This is a genomic window from Bacteroides caecimuris (assembly GCF_001688725.2).
Classification (GTDB): domain Bacteria; phylum Bacteroidota; class Bacteroidia; order Bacteroidales; family Bacteroidaceae; genus Bacteroides; species Bacteroides caecimuris.
Map to the genome: position 1 here is coordinate 821,494 of NZ_CP015401.2, position 20,097 is coordinate 841,590.

General features: G+C 43.9%; 15 protein-coding genes. 8 read left to right on the forward strand and 7 right to left on the reverse strand.

The genetic code is table 11. From position 1 onward, the window contains the following. Positions 1 to 53 precede the first annotated feature (53 nt). The 6 genes from rpsA (at position 54) to A4V03_RS03115 (ending at position 6,154) form a co-directional block, all read left to right on the forward strand. On the forward strand, positions 54 to 1,853 hold the full coding sequence (rpsA, locus tag A4V03_RS03090) for a 30S ribosomal protein S1 (RefSeq protein WP_065537920.1): 1,800 nt from the start codon (positions 54 to 56) through the stop codon (positions 1,851 to 1,853). Positions 1,854 to 2,185: 332 nt separating this feature from the next. Further along, positions 2,186 to 3,124 carry a ribonuclease Z gene (locus A4V03_RS03095; protein ID WP_065537921.1) on the forward strand — a complete coding sequence of 313 codons (939 nt, stop codon included), beginning with the start codon at positions 2,186 to 2,188 and terminating at the stop codon, positions 3,122 to 3,124. Then, positions 3,114 to 4,658: a L,D-transpeptidase family protein gene (locus A4V03_RS03100; protein ID WP_236588675.1), complete on the forward strand. Its 1,545-nt coding sequence runs from the start codon at positions 3,114 to 3,116 to the stop codon at positions 4,656 to 4,658. The genes A4V03_RS03095 and A4V03_RS03100 overlap by 11 nt, the downstream gene beginning before the upstream one ends. A 24-nt stretch (positions 4,659 to 4,682) precedes the next feature. Next, positions 4,683 to 5,234 (forward strand): RNA polymerase sigma factor, encoded by a 552-nt coding sequence (locus tag A4V03_RS03105; RefSeq protein ID WP_065537923.1) that lies wholly within the window; start codon positions 4,683 to 4,685, stop codon positions 5,232 to 5,234. Positions 5,235 to 5,281: 47 nt separating this feature from the next. Further along, entirely contained in the window at positions 5,282 to 5,659 is a 378-nt protein-coding gene (locus A4V03_RS03110; protein WP_065537924.1) for a hypothetical protein, read from the forward strand. A gap of 27 nt (positions 5,660 to 5,686) precedes the next feature. Next, the gene (locus A4V03_RS03115; RefSeq protein ID WP_065537925.1) at positions 5,687 to 6,154 is read left to right on the forward strand and encodes a hypothetical protein; all 468 of its coding nucleotides are present in this window, start codon (positions 5,687 to 5,689) and stop codon (positions 6,152 to 6,154) included. Between the two features lie 105 nt (positions 6,155 to 6,259). Here the strand turns inward: A4V03_RS03115 and mazG are convergent, their stop codons facing one another. Further along, on the reverse strand, positions 6,260 to 7,048 hold the full coding sequence (mazG, locus tag A4V03_RS03120; RefSeq protein WP_065537926.1) for a nucleoside triphosphate pyrophosphohydrolase: 789 nt from the start codon (positions 7,046 to 7,048) through the stop codon (positions 6,260 to 6,262). Between the two features lie 28 nt (positions 7,049 to 7,076). Next, entirely contained in the window at positions 7,077 to 8,129 is a 1,053-nt protein-coding gene (locus tag A4V03_RS03125; protein WP_065537927.1) for a DUF3810 domain-containing protein, read from the reverse strand. Positions 8,130 to 8,269: 140 nt separating this feature from the next. On the opposite strand from A4V03_RS03125, the gene A4V03_RS03130 reads away from it, so the two are divergent. Next, a complete protein-coding gene (locus tag A4V03_RS03130) occupies positions 8,270 to 8,908 on the forward strand; it encodes a hypothetical protein (RefSeq protein WP_065537928.1) in 639 nt (212 codons plus the stop codon). A gap of 64 nt (positions 8,909 to 8,972) precedes the next feature. After that, entirely contained in the window at positions 8,973 to 11,609 is a 2,637-nt protein-coding gene (locus A4V03_RS03135) for a valine--tRNA ligase (protein WP_065537929.1), read from the forward strand. Positions 11,610 to 11,703: 94 nt separating this feature from the next. Here the strand turns inward: A4V03_RS03135 and A4V03_RS03140 are convergent, their stop codons facing one another. From A4V03_RS03140 to lnb, 5 genes are all read right to left on the reverse strand, one after another. Then, positions 11,704 to 12,150 (reverse strand): hypothetical protein, encoded by a 447-nt coding sequence (locus A4V03_RS03140; protein WP_065537930.1) that lies wholly within the window; start codon positions 12,148 to 12,150, stop codon positions 11,704 to 11,706. Positions 12,151 to 12,211: 61 nt separating this feature from the next. After that, the gene (locus tag A4V03_RS03145; RefSeq protein ID WP_065537931.1) at positions 12,212 to 13,318 is read right to left on the reverse strand and encodes a DUF6340 family protein; all 1,107 of its coding nucleotides are present in this window, start codon (positions 13,316 to 13,318) and stop codon (positions 12,212 to 12,214) included. Between the two features lie 234 nt (positions 13,319 to 13,552). Then, positions 13,553 to 16,870 carry a preprotein translocase subunit SecA gene (gene secA / locus A4V03_RS03150; protein ID WP_065537932.1) on the reverse strand — a complete coding sequence of 1,106 codons (3,318 nt, stop codon included), beginning with the start codon at positions 16,868 to 16,870 and terminating at the stop codon, positions 13,553 to 13,555. Between the two features lie 197 nt (positions 16,871 to 17,067). Continuing rightward, positions 17,068 to 18,642, reverse strand: a complete 1,575-nt coding sequence (locus A4V03_RS03155) for an alkaline phosphatase family protein (RefSeq protein WP_065537933.1) — start codon at positions 18,640 to 18,642, stop codon at positions 17,068 to 17,070. Then, entirely contained in the window at positions 18,642 to 19,829 is a 1,188-nt protein-coding gene (lnb, locus tag A4V03_RS03160; RefSeq protein WP_065537934.1) for a lipoprotein N-acyltransferase Lnb, read from the reverse strand. The genes A4V03_RS03155 and lnb overlap by 1 nt, the downstream gene beginning before the upstream one ends. Positions 19,830 to 20,097 lie beyond the last annotated feature (268 nt).

A 20,097-nucleotide genomic window follows, 5' to 3' on the forward strand; every position in this document is an offset into this window, starting at 1 on the left:
TATAGATAATATAATGTCTTATTTAATTAAAGTATTAAACAATTTTATTATTAATGGAAAACTTAAAGAACGTAGCTCCTATTGAAGATTTCAACTGGGATGCTTATGAAAATGGCGAAACAGTAACCAACGTTAGCCACGATGAACTAGAAAAAGCTTACGACGGTACGCTTAACAAAGTAAACGACCGTGAGGTTGTTGACGGAACCGTAATCGCAATGAACAAGCGTGAAGTAGTTGTGAACATCGGTTACAAATCAGACGGTATCATCCCTTTGAATGAATTCCGTTACAATCCGGACCTGAAAGTAGGTGACACTGTAGAAGTATACATCGAAAACCAGGAAGACAAAAAAGGACAGCTCGTTCTGTCACACAGAAAAGCCCGCGCTACTCGTTCTTGGGATCGCGTTAACGCTGCTCTGGAAAATGAAGAAATTATCAAGGGTTACATTAAGTGCCGCACGAAGGGTGGTATGATCGTAGACGTATTCGGAATCGAAGCATTCTTGCCGGGTTCTCAAATCGACGTTAAACCGATCCGCGACTATGATGTATTCGTTGGCAAAACAATGGAATTCAAAGTGGTTAAAATCAACCAGGAATTCAAAAATGTTGTTGTATCTCACAAGGCTCTTATCGAAGCTGAACTGGAACAACAGAAGAAAGAAATCATCGGTAAACTCGAAAAAGGACAAGTTCTTGAAGGAACTGTTAAAAATATCACATCCTACGGTGTATTCATCGACCTTGGTGGCGTAGACGGTTTGATCCACATCACTGACCTTTCTTGGGGACGTGTTAGCGATCCGAAAGAAGTGGTTGAACTGGATCAGAAGCTCAACGTTGTTATCCTTGACTTCGATGACGAAAAGAAACGTATCGCTCTTGGCTTGAAACAACTGACTCCGCATCCATGGGATGCTCTTGATACTGACTTGAAGGTTGGTGACAAGGTGAAAGGTAAAGTGGTTGTTATGGCTGACTACGGTGCATTCATCGAAATCGCTGCCGGCGTAGAAGGTTTGATCCACGTTTCAGAAATGTCTTGGAGCCAACACCTGCGTTCTGCACAAGATTTCATGAAGGTAGGCGACGAAGTAGAAGCTGTTGTTCTTACACTTGACCGCGAAGAACGTAAGATGTCTTTGGGTATCAAACAACTGAAACAAGATCCATGGGAAACAATCGAAGAGAAGTATCCTGTAGGTTCTAAGCATACAGCAAAAGTACGTAACTTCACTAACTTCGGTGTATTCGTAGAAATCGAAGAAGGTGTAGACGGCTTGATCCACATCTCTGACCTTTCTTGGACTAAGAAAGTAAAACACCCGTCAGAATTTACTCAGATTGGTGCTGACATCGAAGTTCAGGTATTGGAAATCGACAAAGAAAACCGTCGTTTGAGCCTTGGACACAAACAACTCGAAGAAAATCCTTGGGATGTATTCGAAACTGTGTTCACTGTAGGTTCTGTACACGAAGGTACTATCATCGAAATGTTGGATAAGGGTGCTGTTGTAGCTCTTCCTTACGGTGTAGAAGGTTTTGCAACTCCGAAACACCTTGTAAAAGAAGACGGTTCACAAGCACAGTTGGATGAGAAACTTGAATTCAAAGTGATCGAGTTCAACAAAGACGCTAAGAGAATCATCTTGTCTCACAGCCGTATCTTCGAAGATGTAGCTAAAGCTGAAGAAAGAGCAGAAAAGAAAGCTGCTTCTGGCGCAAAGAAAGCATCTTCTAGTAAGAGAGAAGATTCTCCGATGATCCAAAACCAAGCTGCTTCAACTACGCTGGGCGACATTGACGCTCTGGCTGCATTGAAAGAACAGTTGGAAGGAAAGAAATAATCTGAACAGAATATTTTCTGATGAAGGCGCTCCTGGTTGGGGGCGCCTTTTTTTATTCACCACAGAGGACGCAGAGGACACAGAGGGTAGGGAGGACATAGAGAAGGTAAGAAGGGTAAGGAGGATATGGGGAATACAGAGGATGTGAAGGATTGATTTAACAAACTAACGATGGCGATATATTTATTTATATAAATCTACCCTCTTCTTCTCCTCCGCATCCTCTCCATATCCTCCTTACCCTCTGCATCCTCCGTATCCTTTGTGGTGAATAGAAAAAAAAGTTTCATCCTTTGCAAGATTGAATCTGAAATGCTTTATCTTTGCATACCATGGAAAAATTTGAGTTATATATATTGGGATGCGGTTCCGCTTTGCCTACCACGCGACATTTTGCGACCTCTCAAGTCGTAAACCTGCGTGAAAAATTATTTATGATTGATTGTGGCGAGGGAGCACAAATGCAGTTACGCCGTTCGCGACTGAAATTTTCCCGATTGAATCATATCTTCATCTCTCATCTACATGGTGACCATTGTTTCGGATTGTTGGGGCTGATCTCTACATTCGGATTATTAGGAAGAACAGCTGATTTGCATATTCATTCTCCACGAGGACTGGAAGAACTGTTTGCCCCGATGCTTGCTTTCTTTTGCAAGACTTTGACTTATAAGGTGCTCTTCCATGAATTCGAAACGAAAGAGCCGATGCTTGTCTACGATGACCGTTCGGTGACCGTAACTACGATTCCTTTGAAACACCGTATTCCTTGTTGCGGCTTCCTTTTTGAAGAAAAACAATGTCCCAATCATATTATCAGGGATATGGTAGACTTTTATAAAGTTCCTGTCTATGAGTTGAACCGTATCAAGAACGGAGCGGATTTTGTAACTCCCGAAGGAGAAGTAATACCCAATTTGCGTCTGACCCGCCCTTCGGCTCCAGCTCGTAAATATGCTTATTGCTCCGATACAATTTATCGCCCGTCGCTTGCCGAACAAATCAGCAATGTAGATTTGCTTTTCCATGAGGCTACCTTTGCGCAGACAGAGCAGGCACGTGCCAAGGAAACTTATCATACTACGGCTGCGCAAGCCGCACAACTTGCTTTGGACGCAAACGTGAAACAATTGGTGATCGGACACTTTTCAGCCCGTTACGAGGATGAATCTATTCTATTTGATGAAGCGTCCGCCATTTTCCCGCGAACTATTTTAGCGAAAGAGAATATGTGTATTGACATTGATGGAGGAACTGTATATGAGAAATAGACGCCTGCTTTGGGGAGCGGTAATCCTGTTCGTCGTTTGTTTGGCAGCTTGTAAGAAAGAGAAACCCCAATCTCTGATACCAGATTCGCTGGCTTTCCTGCAAGAGCTGTTCAACCCTGCTTATCAAATAGATGCCGACAGTATTCGTCTGATGATCCGTTCTTATTTGAATGAAAACCCCGTAACTCCTTGGGATTCGGCTTTGCTGGCTCATTATCGGGAAAAGGATGAATTTTTCTGGTTGAATGACTCGCTTGTGTCCGATAAACCTGCCACACAGGTGGCAGACTCTATGTTGTTCTGGTTGGGAGACATCTCCCGGCATGGTATTAACCCGAATCTTTATCCTGTCGATGGCATCCGTGAGAGATTGCAACAGATACGTTCTTTGAAGTTGCAGGAAGGAAAAACAATGAACCGTCTGTTGGCAGATGTGGAATATCAGTTGACAGCCGCATATCTTTCGTATGTGTGTCAGTTGAAGTTTGGTTTCTTGCCTTCGGGACGCAGATGGAATGATTCGATCAATCGTATTCCTTTAAAACATTGTGATGTTACTTTTGCAAATGCTGCTCTCGATTCATTGCGTGCAAATCCAATTGCTGCTTTTCACAGAGCACAACCTTCTTCTCCGCTTTATCGCAAGATGCAGGAAGAACTGGAACGTGTGAATGCTTGGGGGAAGACAGATACTACGGATTATTACCGCAACCGCCTATTGGTAAACATGGAACGCGCACGCTGGCAATATGCTTTGGAGAAAGGAAAGAAATATGTAGTAGCCAATGTAGCGGCATTTATGTTACAAGCTATCAATGAAGAGATGGATTCAATCTTGGAAATGCGTATCTGCGTGGGAAGCGTGAAGAATAAAACACCCTTGCTGTCGAGCAGAATCTACTATATGGAACTGAATCCATATTGGAATGTCCCTCAAAGTATTATCCGTAAAGAGATTATCCCTACCTATCGCAGAGATACGACCTATTTTACCCGCAACCGCATGAAGGTATATGATAATAAGACCGGTCTGCAAGTAGACCCTCATAGTATCAGGTGGGCTAAGTATGCAGGAAAAGGCGTACCTTATACAGTGAAGCAGGACAATAAAACGGGTAATTCGTTGGGACGCATCATCTTCCGTTTCCCTAATCCTCATTCCGTATATCTGCACGATACTCCTTCCCGGTGGGCTTTCACGTTGAAAAAACGTGCGGTGAGCCACGGTTGCGTCCGCCTTCAGAAAGCACTCGACTTTGCTTTCTTCCTGTTGAAAGAGCCGGATGAATTGTTGGAAGACCGTATTCGCATTGCAATGGATATCAAACCGGTGAGTGAAGAGGGGAAGAAGTTGTCTAACAGTGCGACCTACAGCGAACTGAAACATTATAGTTTAGAGAAATATATACCTTTATTTATAGATTATCAGACAGTTTATTTGTCTGCCGATAATAATTTAAGGTATTGTGAGGACATTTATAAATATGATTCGTCTTTACTAGAGGCAATGAACGACCTGAATTTGAAACCATAAATAAACATACAGATACAAGAGATTATGATTCCTTATAACGAACGCGAAGTTCTGAAACTCCTTCAAGAGGAGAGTACGCAGCGGAAAGGATTTGAAATGATTGTGGCGCAGTATAGCGAGCAATTGTATTGGCAAATCCGCCGGATGGTACTGTCGCATGAGGATGCGAACGATCTCCTGCAAAACACTTTTATCAAGGCATGGACAAATATCGATTATTTCCGTGCCGAGGCGAAGCTGTCTACCTGGCTCTATCGCATCGCGCTGAATGAATGTCTTACCTTTCTAAACAAACAACGTGCCATGACTACCGTAGCTATCAACGACCCGGAAGCAATGGTTGTGCAGAAACTGGAAAGTGACTCCTACTTTTCGGGAGACGAAATACAGTTGTGTTTGCAGAAAGCTCTATTGACTTTGCCGGAAAAACAGCGTATGGTGTTCAACCTGAAATATTATCAGGAAATGAAATACGAAGAGATGTCGGAAATCTTCGGCACAACGGTTGGTGCGCTCAAAGCGTCATATCATCATGCGGTGAAGAAAATAGAGAAGTTTTTAGAAGAAATAGATTAAACCTTTTAAATTGGACGTTGTCTAAGTAAAAGAGAGGAGAAAAACGTATGAAAGAAGAAGATATCTTATTGAAGAAGCTTGGTAAGGAAAATTCCTTCAAAGTGCCTGATGGTTACTTTGAAAACCTGACTTCGGAGGTAATAAATAAACTTCCTGAAAAAGAAAAAGTTGTTTTTGAGGAAGAATCTGTCAGCACATGGACAAGACTGAAACCATTGCTCTATCTCGCCGCTATGTTTGTAGGCGCGGCCCTGATTATCCGGGTAGCGTCGACAGAACACAAACCTGCTGCGGTCGATGAAGTGGCGGTGACGGAGGTAGATACTGAAGTTGTATCGGACGAAATGCTGGATGTGGCACTAGACCGTGCCATGCTGGATGATTATTCGTTATATGTTTATTTGAGTGACGCAAGTGTAGAATGATTTATTAAAATTGATTGAATACAGAAAATGAGAAAAGTAATCGCATTAGTCGTTTTGTTGTGTGGCTTTATGCCTGTTCTTTGGGCTGCTGACAGATGTGATCAGCATTTATCCCGGGAGGAGTTCAGGGCAAAACAAAAGGAATTCATTATCGAACAGGCTGGATTGAGTAACAAGGAGGCTGCTAAGTTTTTTCCCCTCTATTTTGAACTTCAGGATAAGAAGAAGAAGCTGAATGATGAATCGTGGGATTTGATGCGCAAAGGTAAAGATGATAAGACGACGGAAGCTCAATATGCCGAAATCAACGATAAGATAGCCGACAATCGTATTGCTGCCGACCAACTTGATAAGACTTATCTGGGTAAGTTCAAGAAGATTCTTTCAAGTAAGAAGATATTTCTCGTGCAGCGTGCAGAAATGCGCTTCCACCGAGAGATGATAAAAGGGATGAATCGTGGCAAGGATAAAGGAAACGATTCGAAGAAGAAATAAAGAAAAACAGAGCGTCTATTTATGAATCAGACGCTCTGTTTGATTTAATAAAGGCTCTACTCGCACAGAATAGAGCCTCCATTAAATCAATGTTACTCATAGGTCTTACAGTCCTTTTTTCTTTGCTTCATTCCAAATAGCATCCATCTCTTCGAGAGACATATCTTTCAGGCTTTTTCCTTCCTTGATAGTATGTTCCTCCAAATAATTGAAGCGACGGATAAACTTTTGATTGGTAAGTTCCAAAGCATTATCAGGATTGATCTTGTAGAGACGCGCTGCATTGATAAGACTAAACATGACGTCACCGAATTCAGCTTCCGCCTTGTCCTTATCCATATTGGCTACTTCATCCTGGAATTCTCCGATTTCTTCCTTCACTTTATCCCATACTTGTTCACGCTCTTCCCAGTCGAAGCCTACATTGCGGGCTTTGTCTTGAATACGATAAGCCTTGATGAGCGAGGGGAGGGCAGTAGGTACACCGCTCAAGACACTCTTATTGCCGTCTTTCTCCTTTAGCTTCAACTGTTCCCAATTCTCGGAAACTTGTCCTGCTGTCTCTGCTTTTACCTCTCCGAATACATGCGGGTGGCGGAAAATCAGTTTATCACACAGTTTGTCGCAAACATCTTTGATGTCAAAATCTCCTGTTTCCGAGCCTATCTTGGCATAGAAAGCAACGTGCAATAATACGTCGCCCAATTCCTTGCAGATTTCTTTCTTGTCATCCCTCATCAGGGCGTCGCAAAGTTCGTAAGTCTCTTCTATGGTGTTGGGACGCAGACTTTCATTGGTCTGTTTGCGGTCCCAGGGACATTTAACACGCAGTTCGTCGAGAATGTCCAGGAAGCGTCCGAAGGCTTCCATCTGTTCTTGTCTGGTATGTGACATAAATATATCTATTTTTTGTTCTTGATTTTTATTTCTTTTTCCACTCCTGATAGGAAATGAGCAGTCCCACAACTTCCGAATAGTTTTGTCGTCCGCTTTCTATCTTATTCCCTTTCAGATAAAGGTCATATATCCAATCCTGCACAGCACCGACCACAGGGCTATACTTGGCAGCCCAATACGCTTGATTATTCTTAGCCAATTCGATAATTTCCGGTCGGATGCGTTTAAACAGTCGGGTGTATTCTTCTTCCGGGAGTAATCTTTGCGCATTTCCCAATACATGTCCCAATATAGAGAAATATCCGGAAAAACGGATTCCCATCGCTTCTGAACGGGTGCAAACCTGATAAGCATAGAAATTAGCTTCCGCTTCACTGGTGATACCTAATAAATGGGCTAGTTCGTGAGCATAAGTGGTCGGATAATTAACGGGAAGCAAATCTCCGTTAAGTGTAAACTCGCAGAAGAAAGGCCCCATGCTACCCGTTACCCCTACCATCGAAATGAAGGGAGTGAATAACATTGTTTTCACCCTCGGATGCTCGTGTGGAGGGCGATGTACGCCCAGACTATCACTTAACTGATGATAGATTCGCACAGTTTCCTCTCGTATCAAATCTTGATTGATACTATTGACAGGAGTATACGAGCGGTTCAGTTGAGTAATATAATCATCTACGAATTCTTGGAAAATCTCGGGAGTATAGGCGGTATACGGGATTTCTGTTCGTTGATAGAAATTTTTCTGCGAGTAGTTCAGGCCCCATGCCAGATAGAACCATACATAAATCCATAATAAGTATTCTCCGTCGCGCAATAAGATTTTCTTCCAAGGCAACTTCTTGCGGAGACGGGCATAAAAGGGATAAACAATCACGCCTGTGATGCTAAGGAAAATAAATAAATCCCCTATGGCAAAAGGAAATAAACCGGAAAAAAACGACAGGACGTAGGAGATAAGGGGATAGATTGTTTGAGAATAGATCGTTGCCAGAGCAGGAATCCATTGCGTTAGCCACACCAGGATTAATAATGCTCCTAAGGCTAAATATCTTACATTTGGCTTATTTTTCATCATTTGTATAAAATCAGTCAACAAAAATATGCATTTAATAAACGTCGCGCGAAAAAATACCTCTATATTTGCAAAAAATCTGTTAACAGTGACTTTGTGTACCTGCGTAATCAGAGAAAGTTATTCAACATAAACCGGATAAGATGGCTACATCAGAAGAAATAGAAAAGTATTGCAGGAATTGCGTGTCACGTGATTTTGTGAACGGAAAAGGACTCGTTTGTAAACGTACCGGAGAACTTCCCGCTTTTGAAGAAGAATGTGATAGTTTTGAGCAAGATAAGGAACTGGAAAGATTAACGCCTCCCAAGCCGGAAGACTTTCCGGTATCCATGACAGAAGAGGAAATGCTTGCCGAAGAGAACCTGCCCAAAGGAGTATTGTGGGCAGTTGTCGCATGCATCGTTGGTGCGGTGGCATGGGGCTTGATCTCCGTTTCTACAGGTCGTCAGATAGGATTTATGCCCATTGCTATCGGATTCATGGTAGGTTTTGCGATGCAGCAGGGCAAGGGAATACGTCCCATTTTTGGAATTATCGGTGCGGCATTATCTCTGGTTAGTTGCATCTTAGGTGATTTCTTGTCTATTATCGGATATATCTCCCAAGATTATGAAATGGGTTATTTTCAAGTCCTGGCAGGTGTAGACTATGGAGAGATATTCTCTATTCTGTTGAAAAATGTAATGTCGATGACTGCCCTATTCTACGGATTCGCTCTTTATGAGGGATATAAATTCTCTTTCCGTGCACAGAAACACCCCGAGGGTGGTAAGATTTGAATTTAAATTATTAATTTTGCACCCGTTATTTTTAGAATATACATTATCATATACATAAAACAATATGGAATTAGCAAGTAAGTACAATCCCGCTGACGTGGAGGGAAAGTGGTACCAGTATTGGCTGGACCACAAATTATTCAGTTCAAAACCCGATGGCCGTGAACCTTACACCATCGTCATCCCGCCCCCGAACGTCACCGGTGTGTTACACATGGGACACATGCTTAATAATACCATCCAGGATATTTTAGTTCGTCGTGCCCGTATGGAAGGCAAGAATGCTTGCTGGGTGCCGGGAACTGACCATGCTTCTATTGCTACCGAAGCTAAAGTTGTAAACAAACTCGCTTCTCAAGGTATCAAGAAAACCGATCTGACTCGTGACGAATTCCTGAAACATGCTTGGGAATGGACAGACGAGCACGGTGGTATTATCCTGAAACAACTCCGTAAACTCGGCGCATCTTGCGACTGGGATCGTACTGCTTTCACTATGGATAAGAAACGTAGTGAAAGTGTAATCAAAGTATTTGTCGATCTGTTCGATAAAGGATTGATTTATCGTGGCGTCCGCATGGTAAACTGGGACCCGAAAGCCTTGACTGCCCTTTCTGACGAAGAGGTAATCTACAAGGAAGAACACGGAAAACTGTATTATCTCCGCTACAAAGTAGAAGGTGACGCGGAAGGTCGCTACGCGGTTGTTGCAACCACCCGTCCTGAAACAATTATGGGTGATACGGCTATGTGTATCAATCCGAACGACCCGAAGAACGCGTGGCTGAAAGGAAAGAAAGTAATCGTTCCGCTGGTAAACCGTGTCATTCCTGTGATTGAGGATGATTATGTAGACATCGAATTCGGTACGGGTTGTCTGAAAGTAACCCCGGCCCATGATGTAAACGACTATATGCTGGGTGAAAAATACAACTTGCCTAGTATCGATATCTTCAATGACAATGGTACATTGAGCGAAGCTGCCGGTATGTATATCGGTATGGATCGTTTCGATGTTCGTAAACAGATAGAGAAAGACCTTGAAGCTGCCGGATTGCTCGAAAAGACGGAAGCCTATACCAATAAGGTAGGATATTCGGAACGTACCAACGTGGTGATTGAGCCGAAACTCTCTATGCAGTGGTTCCTTAAGATGCAGCATTTGGCGGATATGGCATTGCCGCCTGTAATGAACGACGACCTGAAGTTCTATCCGGCAAAATATAAGAACACCTACCGTCACTGGATGGAGAACATCAAAGACTGGTGTATCAGCCGCCAGTTGTGGTGGGGACACCGTATTCCCGCTTACTTCCTGCCGGAAGGTGGTTATGTAGTAGCCGCTACTCCCGAAGAAGCATTGGCAAAAGCCAAAGAAAAGACAGGCAACGCAGCCCTGACAATCGAAGAACTCCGTCAGGATGAAGACTGTCTGGACACTTGGTTCTCTTCTTGGTTGTGGCCTATCTCTTTGTTCGATGGCATCAACAATCCGGGCAACGAAGAAATCAAATACTACTATCCGACAAGCGACCTTGTGACAGGACCGGACATTATCTTCTTCTGGGTAGCTCGTATGATTATGGCAGGCTACGAATACGAGGGACAGATGCCGTTTAAAAACGTATACTTTACAGGAATCGTTCGTGATAAACAGGGACGTAAGATGTCTAAATCGCTTGGTAACTCTCCCGATCCATTGGAACTGATCGAAAAGTATGGTGCCGACGGTGTGCGTATGGGTATGATGCTTTCGGCTCCTGCCGGCAACGACATTCTTTTCGATGATGCCCTTTGCGAGCAGGGACGTAACTTCTGCAATAAGATATGGAATGCTTTCCGTCTGATTAAAGGATGGACCAATGCCGGAGATACGATTGAAATTCCGGTCGAGGCTCATCTGGCTGTTCAATGGTTCGACCAAAGACTGGATGCAGCTGCGGTTGAAGTTGCCGATTTGTTCTCTAAATATCGTTTGAGCGAAGCATTGATGCTGGTTTACAAACTGTTTTGGGATGAGTTCTCTTCTTGGTTGCTGGAAATTGTGAAACCTGCTTATGGACAGCCCGTTAATGGCTTTATTTATAGTATGGTGCTTAGTTCTTTCGAACGTCTGCTTGAGTTGCTGCATCCTTTCATGCCGTTTATCACAGAAGAACTGTGGCAGCAACTGCGTGAGCGCGAACCGGGTGCAAGTTTGATGGTTACTCGAATGAAGGCGCCTCATGAAGTAAACGAGAACTTCCTGAAAGAATTTGAATTGGCTAAGGAAATTATCAGTAATGTTCGCAGCATTCGTTTGCAGAAGAATATTGCTTTGAAGGAACAACTCGAATTGCAGGTTGTGGGTAGTCATCCGGTAGAAAAAATGAATCCGGTGATTATCAAGATGTGTAATCTTTCTGCTGTAACAGTGGTGGAAAGCAAATCGGAAGGTGCTGCTTCTTTCATGATGGGAACAACAGAATTTGCTGTTCCATTGGGTAATATGATTGACGTGGAAGCGGAAATTGCCCGTATGGAAGCAGAACTGAAGCACAAAGAAGGATTCTTGCAAGGTGTAATGAAGAAACTTAGCAATGAAAAATTCGTCAATAATGCTCCGGCTGCTGTTATCGAACTAGAACGTAAGAAACAGGCCGATGCTGAAAGTATTATTAATTCTTTGAAAGAAAGCATTGCTGCTTTGAAGAAAGCGTAACTCCTTGATAGCTAAATTTCAATAATATAAGAGGATGCCCTTTTGGACATCCTCTTTTTTGCTATTCTCGTTATATCCCTCCAAATACCATATATTATTTTTCCAACAACTCTTTTAAGAACTCGTCCAATTCCTTATCCAACCCTTTCAGCAATTCATCGTTCACCAGGATTGTATCGTCGTCCACCAGTAACAATTCCGCTATAGTTTCTTTCTCTTCATCTATCAGAACGAAAGAATAAGGTTTCAGGATAGTCACTTTGTCGAAGTCTCCGGCATCTTTCATTCTGCAAAGGATATTTTGCAAGGAAGATTCTACATTTTCGAGAAGATCATCCCCCTCATACGTAGCCCATTCTTCGACCATGATGTTCGCCAGTTCTTCATCATCATCATTGTAAATAGTAAGTTGTCCCGATGTCTGGTCCGGTTGGAGATGTATATCGGTTACAACTGTTTGTTCACAGTTACATGTATATTTAGCGACTGCCTTTTGGATAGCCGATTCGATAATGGATAGTGATTGTTGGCTCAGTTTCATGGGTTCTTTGTTTTTATAAGTTCAAAGGTATAAAAAAAATAAGATTTGATACACAATTTCCTTAAAAATCATCATTAAATCGGCTCATCTGTAATTTTAACTTAGGTAATTGAACGTTTCTCTCCTTCAATTCGGCTAAATACAAGGACGTAAGATAATAATTCGGCACATCGTCAATGCTGGTTTGAGCGCTATCTGTGATATTCTTTTTATCAATCTTCTTGGCTAGTTGCTGTGCTTTTTCCGCCCATTCCTCCGCTTTGGCCAGACTATCTTTCATTTCATAATAAACAGCTATGTTGAGAGCTGCCCGCATCTTCTTCTTTTGGTTCTTGGTACCTTCGAAAGCCTGGTTCCAAAGTTCGTATGCGTCGTCCCATGAATTTTCGCGTACATAGATAGCAGCATCACGCATGGGAACCGAGCCTCCGGTATACAGATACCGTGTTCCTTTTTTCCACATGGGAACGAAATATTTCACCGGAACTGTCCCGGCAAATACCGCCGCTTCCTCCAGCATTTGTTTGTCGGGAATCATACGGCTGGCAGCTTCTATGGCAGTACCTCCAAACTCTTCCCAAAAGATGCTATCGTTAGGATGGAGCGTAGCCATCGGCCGGTTACGTTCGGGAAGATACACTTTCACTGTGGGATATACTTTTACGTCTACTGCTCCCTGAAAACAGTTGAACTCATTCAGAAAACGGACAGATTTAGTTGCTTTGAGTTGCAGATTTTCCAGTGCAATGATAAAATCCACTCCTAAATCAGAGGCTAATTGACGGACTTCCTCCTGGCTTAATGTACTTTCGCGCGCCAGTTTATCGTTTGCCCGTAAAGCAGAATCACAGATGACTACTTCTTCAAAGTAATTCTGATGTGCGATTTCTTCAGCCAGTGATTCGGTGGCAATCTTGGGATCTCCGTTGGCGTATGCCGTGGAACGGCTTACCAGCGGTGTACCTTCTTTGATTTTTTCAGTCGCTGCTATTAGTTTATTATTCGGGGCGTTGCTGATGTTATTCACGATAGCTACTTTCCGGAGTTGCGGAGGAAAGCTTAAGTTGGCAGGTTGCAGGTAATCAATGGAAATTTGTTCCAAACTCTGACAACTGCCCAGTGTCAGCAGGAAGATAGTGACGAAAGCCAGTGAATAAGATTTTGCCATAGTTTTGTTCTATTTAGTAATTTGAACAAAAGTACAATTTTGGAGGAATAAAAGAAAGTCTCAAACAGTTTTTAACCGTTTGAGACTTTCTTTTGTGTATTGAAACTTGAGATTATACCTTAATGTTAAAAATTAGATAAGGCTTTTGAGCGAAGCTGATTCAAAAATGAGCGCAAAGAAATAGAAATTCCTACTTACCCAACTTTTAACTCTCAACTCTCTCTTCTCAACTTCTTAAAGGTTTTTACCGTGACAGTTCTTATATTTCTTGCCGCTTCCGCATGGACAAGGATCGTTACGTCCTACAGTCTTTTCTGCACGGATGGGTTCACGTCTCTGCTGTTCACGAGTATCCTGGCTGGCAGCAGCCTGTTGGTTAGGATCACTCAAGTCCTGCTTGTTTTCGCGATACTTGCTCATATCCTGACGTTGTTCAGGAGCAGCCTGACGTACTTCCACACGACGGGCAGCCTGTTCGTCCGGAGCTTCCTGTACAGGAATTTGTCCGCGCATCAAGATAGATATAGTCTGGTTGTTGATCTTGTTCACCATGTTGTCGAACAAATTCACAGATTCCAGTTTGTAAATCAACAGCGGGTCTTTCTGTTCGTAGCTTGCGTTCTGTACGGAATGTTTCAGTTCGTCCAGTTCGCGGAGGTTTTCTTTCCATGCTTCGTCGATAACGTGGAGCAGGATTGATTTCTCGAACGATTTCACCACTTCTTTAGATTCCGATTCGTAAGCTGCTTTCAGGTTACAAGAGATATTATACATTCGTTTACCGTCTGTAATAGGAATCAGGATGTTTTCATACATGTGTCCCTGATTTTCATACACCTGTTTGATAACCGGATTAGCGATCTGTGCCAGACGTTCAGTTTTGCGTTTGAAGTTATCCATCGCAATGTTGAAAGTCTTTTCCGCCAACTTTTCTTTCTTCTCGTTACGGAATTCTTCTTCAGTGAACGGAGTTTCCATTGCCAATGTCTGAAGCAGTTCCATTTGGCAGCCTTCATAATCATTGTTTTCGATAGCATTGGCACAACGGTCCCAAATCATGTTCACGATATCCATACCGATACGTTCACCCATCAAAGCGTGGCGGCGTTTGGTGTAAACCACTGTACGCTGCTTGTTCATCACGTCGTCATATTCCAACAGACGTTTACGAATACCGAAGTTGTTTTCTTCCACCTTCTTCTGGGCACGTTCGATAGAATTGGAAATCATCTTATGCTCAATCATTTCGCCTTCCTGGAAACCGAGTTTGTCCATTACGCTAGCGATACGGTCGGATGAGAACAGACGCATCAAATCGTCTTCCAGTGACACAAAGAATACAGAAGAACCTGGGTCACCCTGGCGTCCTGCACGACCACGCAACTGACGGTCTACACGACGGGATTCGTGACGCTCCGTACCGATGATTGCCAAACCGCCCGCAGCCTTCACTTCCGGACTTAACTTGATGTCGGTACCACGACCAGCCATGTTGGTAGCAATGGTTACTGTTCCGCTTAAGCCGGCAGTAGCAACGATGTCTGCTTCTTTTTGATGCAACTTCGCATTCAATACCTTGTGCTCGATATGGCGCATGGCAAGCATCTTGCTCAGCATTTCGGAGATTTCTACCGAAGTAGTACCCACCAATACCGGACGTCCTGCCTGAACCAATTTTTCGATTTCCTCGATAACAGCTTTATACTTTTCGCGTTTCGTCTTGTAAACGCGGTCGTTCATATCCTTTCTTGCAATCGGACGGTTGGTCGGGATCACGACTACGTCCAATTTGTAGATGTCCCAAAGTTCGCCTGCTTCCGTTTCAGCAGTACCGGTCATACCGGACAGTTTGTGATACATACGGAAGTAGTTCTGCAAAGTAATTGTTGCGAAGGTCTGCGTAGCAGCTTCCACTTTCACGCGTTCCTTGGCTTCGATAGCCTGGTGCAATCCGTCAGAGTAGCGGCGACCTTCCATGATACGACCTGTCTGTTCGTCTACAATCTTCACCTGTCCGTCGATCACTACATATTCATCATCTTTCTCGAACATGGTGTAAGCCTTCAACAATTGGTTGATGGTGTGTACACGTTCCGATTTGATGGCATAGTTTGTCAGAAGTTCATCTTTCTTTTCAAGCAGTTGCTCGTTGGTCAGATGTTGGTTTTCCAGTTCCGAAAGTTGTCCGGCGATGTCCGGAAGAACGAACAATGTCGGGTCTTCAGAGTTACCGGTAATCAGGTCTACACCCTTATCTGTCAGGTCTACACTATTCAGTTTCTCGTCGATCACGAAATACAGCGGATCAGTAACTTCATGCATACGCTTGTTGTTCTGTTCCATGTAGATTTCTTCCGTCTTGAGCATACCCGCCTTGATACCCTGTTCACTAAGGAACTTAATCAAAGCCTTGTTTTTCGGCAATGCCTTGTGGCTGCGATATAAAGCGAGGAATCCTTCTTCCACCTCTTTCTTATCGTTGGATGCGATCAGTTTCTTAGCTTCGGAGAGATATTTGGTAGCCAATACTTTCTGTGCTTCTACCAGACGTTCTACTAACGGACGGAGTTGCTCGAACAATTGGTCGTCGCCTTTCGGTACAGGACCGGAGATAATCAACGGAGTACGGGCGTCGTCAATCAATACCGAGTCGACCTCATCGACGATGGCATAGTTGTGCTGACGTTGTACAAGGTCTTTCGGGCTGATAGCCATGTTGTCGCGCAGGTAGTCGAAACCAAATTCGTTGTTCGTACCGAATGTGATGTCTGCCAGATATGCCTGACGGCGTGCGTCGGAGTTCGGTTGATGGCGGTCGATACAATCCACGCTCAATCCGTGGAACATATAAAGAGGTCCCATCCATTCGGAGTCACGTTTGGCGAGGTAATCATTCACGGTAACCACGTGCACACCGTTTCCGGTCAGAGCGTTGAGGAATACCGGGAGAGTAGCCACCAATGTTTTACCTTCACCGGTTGCCATTTCCGCAATCTTACCTTTATGCAGAACGACACCACCAAAGAGCTGTACATCGTAGTGAACCATGTTCCATACCGTGTCGTTACCGCCGGCTATCCAGTGGTTCTGATAGATGGCCTTGTCGCCTTCGATACGTACAAAGTCTTTCGTTGCAGCCAGTTGGCGGTCAAAATCCGTAGCGGTAACAACGATTTCTTCATTTTCTGTGAAACGTTTGGCAGTGGCTTTCACGATAGAAAAAGCAACGGGCAGTACTTCGTCCAGTGCTTTTTCATATTTCTCCAGAATTTCTTTTTCTATCTTATCGATTTGTGCGAAGACTTCTTCGCGGTCTTCCAGTTCCAGTGTCTCGATGCTTGCCTTCAACTCTGCCACTTTCGCACGTTCGGCAGTAGCCGATTCATGGATATATTTTTTGAGTTCTTCCGTTTTGGCACGGAGGGCATCGTTGTCCAGTTTCTCAACCTCCGGGTAGGCAGCTTTGACCTTTTCCACCCAGGGCTTGATTTCTTTCATGTCTCGTGTGGATTTGTTTCCGAAAATCGAGCTTAAAAATTCATTAAATCCCATGTTATATCATTTAGTTTATTATTTATCTTTTTCTGCACCACAGATTTCACGGATTTACACAGATTTTTTCATATAGAACACAGATATTTCTTTTTAATCTGTGTGAATCTGTGGGATTTGTGGCGAATAATCTCCGCAAAGTTACATTAAAATGCTGATTTATTTATGTTTTGCTCCCTGTTTTTGTGAGTAATTTTTTACCGTAGGTCGGTAATTGGAGCAGAAGTACAGGCATTGGGAGCCCGGATGCGCATGAAATGTGCCAGTGTGGGCGCAATATGTTCAATGGTTACAGGTGTCTGGATAATGGCCGGTTTTACGGAATGTCCCATGAAAATCAGCGGTGAAGGGATATAAGAATGACGTACCACTTTGTTTTCGCCGCTGTTCTCGTTGACGATGGTCCATCCGGGAAGGACGTCGATGATGAGGTCGCCCGAACGTTTGCGGTGGTAGCCGTTGCGTATTTTATGAATTTCCGGCGTCCATGAACCCAGCAACAGTCGGTTGGCTGAATATGCTTCGTTCACTCCGCTGAACTGCATCAAGAATTCTGCTGACTTTTGTTGGATCTCTGCCAGATTCAGTTCCTTCTTTTCCAGCAATTTATGATTCAGGTAAATCTGCAGGTTGTGGTGAGCTTCCACATACTTTCCTTCGCCATACGTAGCCATCAGGTACATATTCAATAAGGCTGCACAACGGTTGAGATAAAACTCTCCACCGGGAATCTTGTACAATCCCGAGTCAGCCGATTCGCTGTCCGTATATCCGGTGGAAGTGACGAAAATAAGCACGTTTTGTAGTCCTACTTTCTTGTCGAGCGCTTCGAGCAGGTTTTCGATACTGCGGTCGAGACGCACGTAGGTGTCTTGTATTTCCATGGCACATTCCTGTACGGATTTATGTGCGTAGTTTCCTGCATAATAAGTGAGTGCCAATAAGTCAGTAATGTCATCCATACCGATGGAGCTTTTGTTCAATGCCTCTTCGGCAAGTGCGTTCACTTCATCATTCACAAAAGGGCTGGCGATGAAGCGTTTGTACTTATTGTTACGGTCGTCGTCAAATTTATATTTGAAGAGTATATCCCGCCAATCTGGCAGAAAAGTGTACATGCTACGGGGGAATACCGGTTCCCATGTCATACCCGCAATACGGAAATCAATCGCCTGCCGGTCATTGTATTGGCTTGCCCACCACGGAAACTCTCCATAATAGGTCGTTCCGCTCCATTTTCCGGTGTTGGGATTGAGCCAGAAAGCACCGTTTCCGGCATGTCCGGCTGCGAAAAGCGCGGCATCGCAATCGGGGGCGATGGCATATACGAGTCCTTTGCCTTGGGTAGCTATTTTAAGCTCGTCGGCAATGGTGGAAGTCAGTAATTTGGTGGGTGCGGCGGTTTGGTCGGTGTAATATCCCATGAATTCGGTATCGTCCGTACTGTTGACGGGGCGAAGGGTAGAGGCGTCCATCCATCGTTGGGAGATGATTCCGTTCACGGAAGGCGTCGTACCGCTGTAAATGGCTGCGATGGCAGAAGCACGGTCTACGCCGCAGAAGGTATATTCGGCATTATGGAACACTCTTCCCTCTTTCCAAAGACGTTTGAAGCCTTTCTCGCCGTAAAGTGACGAAAATGCTTCCAGATAGTCCGTACGTAATTGGTCAATGGTCAACCCTACCACTAATTTAGGGGCGGAAGGCAGTGACTGGGCTTGTAGCCCGGTGAAAGTCAGTACGGTGATGAGGGAAGTTAGTAGTCCTTTCATTATTTCTTTTTAGATGTCACAATCGGATTGCTTGCTGAACGTATCAGCAAAATGAGTGCCAAAGGTACAACAGCAAAGTCAAATCTTTGCGGAATTACAGGAAAAAGCACTATAAAAAGTGTTAAAACAACTAGATTCAAGGTCAAGTACCAGCATTTCTTCCCTTTTCGGACACAATATACAATGTAGGGAAGGAAAAGAAGTTGCCCCGGATGGAAGACCAATAACAGGAAATTGGAACTGACTGCCGGGTGTTGGGAGAAGAGGGCGAGGAAGGCGAGGATGCATCCCGCGATACCTGCCATGCCAAAAAGAACAAGGTCGATCCCCCATAATCCGGTTCTCCGGCGGATGCCATAGATCGTGGCGGCGGCTGTCAGTATAAATAAAAGTAACGAGCATTGGAGCGGAGTAGGCGTCCAGTCGCTTTCATCCGGTTCGGGAGTGACGTCGATTATCTTCTCTTTGGTCTTGACAAGTGGACGGAAATAGGTATCTGTGAAAATATATGTGCCGTCGAAAGCATCCATCAGATAGAAAGGAGCAAACATCATTTGCCGTTGTGTGATGGGTTGGTCGGCTTCTCTTCCGATGCAGAGGTCGATGCCGAAACGCGCCCACGGATGTCCTTTGCAATATTGATGTACGATGTCGCGGAAAGTGCGCGAACCATCCAGCGGTGCTATCGGATAAACCACCTTTCCTGCAATGCTTTCTTCTATCTTGTTCCGAGGACGGGTGGCGCAATTGTCGTAAAAGAAATTATAACGATACACCCGGTTTTCCGGGCGATAATTTTCTTGTAATAACTGGATTAGTTTTGCTTTTTCTTCGTTAGTCAGATTCAGTGTCTGCTGCCATACGCTGCGCCCGTAGAATGTGTATTCAGCCACAAATCGCTCATAGTCAGTTACTCCCAACTGATAATCAGTTTCTCCGAGCGAGAAGCGGAAGATGAAATTAGGAGTGTTGAAACTGAATAATCCGTAATTGAACACAACGTCAATCCCTTGTGAAGGATTTTCATAGCGGATGGCAGTGTGTCCGAACAAGGAATATATTTCTTCTCCGGGAGCGCAAGTCAACAAGCTCAAGCGGATGGAGTCGTTACTGTTGGCAGATGCTTGTCCGGCGGACGGAAGCAACAGGAAGAAGGAGAGGAGCGTATATAAGAAAAACCGTTTCATTAGCAGGTTCGTTTTATTTTGGTGACAAATTTAAATATAAATCTCGGTTTATATGCCAGTTGAATAAAGAAAAGTTTTTTTCTTTAGAGGAGAGATTTGAAAAATAGATGGATTCTCCTGTTCTTTTAGTCTGTTTTGAGACAGAATTGGAGAGAGGAAAAAGGAAGGCGAAACTCGTTGGAAACGGATTGGTTACGTGTTGGTTAATCATTGGGTAATGATTACCTAAGTGTTAAACAAAGTGTTAAAGGGACGCGTAACTATCTGA

Excerpts from the sequence above, each read along its gene's own strand:
- rpsA (WP_065537920.1), top strand. The coding sequence starts at position 54 with ATGGAAAACTTAAAGAACGTAGCTCCTATTGAAGATTTCAACTGGGAT.
- A4V03_RS03095 (WP_065537921.1), top strand. The coding sequence starts at position 2,186 with ATGGAAAAATTTGAGTTATATATATTGGGATGCGGTTCCGCTTTGCCT.
- A4V03_RS03100 (WP_236588675.1), top strand. The coding sequence starts at position 3,114 with ATGAGAAATAGACGCCTGCTTTGGGGAGCGGTAATCCTGTTCGTCGTT.
- A4V03_RS03105 (WP_065537923.1), top strand. The coding sequence starts at position 4,683 with ATGATTCCTTATAACGAACGCGAAGTTCTGAAACTCCTTCAAGAGGAG.
- A4V03_RS03110 (WP_065537924.1), top strand. The coding sequence starts at position 5,282 with ATGAAAGAAGAAGATATCTTATTGAAGAAGCTTGGTAAGGAAAATTCC.
- A4V03_RS03115 (WP_065537925.1), top strand. The coding sequence starts at position 5,687 with ATGAGAAAAGTAATCGCATTAGTCGTTTTGTTGTGTGGCTTTATGCCT.
- mazG (WP_065537926.1), bottom strand. The coding sequence starts at position 7,048 with ATGTCACATACCAGACAAGAACAGATGGAAGCCTTCGGACGCTTCCTG.
- A4V03_RS03125 (WP_065537927.1), bottom strand. The coding sequence starts at position 8,129 with ATGATGAAAAATAAGCCAAATGTAAGATATTTAGCCTTAGGAGCATTA.
- A4V03_RS03130 (WP_065537928.1), top strand. The coding sequence starts at position 8,270 with ATGGCTACATCAGAAGAAATAGAAAAGTATTGCAGGAATTGCGTGTCA.
- A4V03_RS03135 (WP_065537929.1), top strand. The coding sequence starts at position 8,973 with ATGGAATTAGCAAGTAAGTACAATCCCGCTGACGTGGAGGGAAAGTGG.
- A4V03_RS03140 (WP_065537930.1), bottom strand. The coding sequence starts at position 12,150 with ATGAAACTGAGCCAACAATCACTATCCATTATCGAATCGGCTATCCAA.
- A4V03_RS03145 (WP_065537931.1), bottom strand. The coding sequence starts at position 13,318 with ATGGCAAAATCTTATTCACTGGCTTTCGTCACTATCTTCCTGCTGACA.
- secA (WP_065537932.1), bottom strand. The coding sequence starts at position 16,870 with ATGGGATTTAATGAATTTTTAAGCTCGATTTTCGGAAACAAATCCACA.
- A4V03_RS03155 (WP_065537933.1), bottom strand. The coding sequence starts at position 18,642 with ATGAAAGGACTACTAACTTCCCTCATCACCGTACTGACTTTCACCGGG.
- lnb (WP_065537934.1), bottom strand. The coding sequence starts at position 19,829 with ATGAAACGGTTTTTCTTATATACGCTCCTCTCCTTCTTCCTGTTGCTT.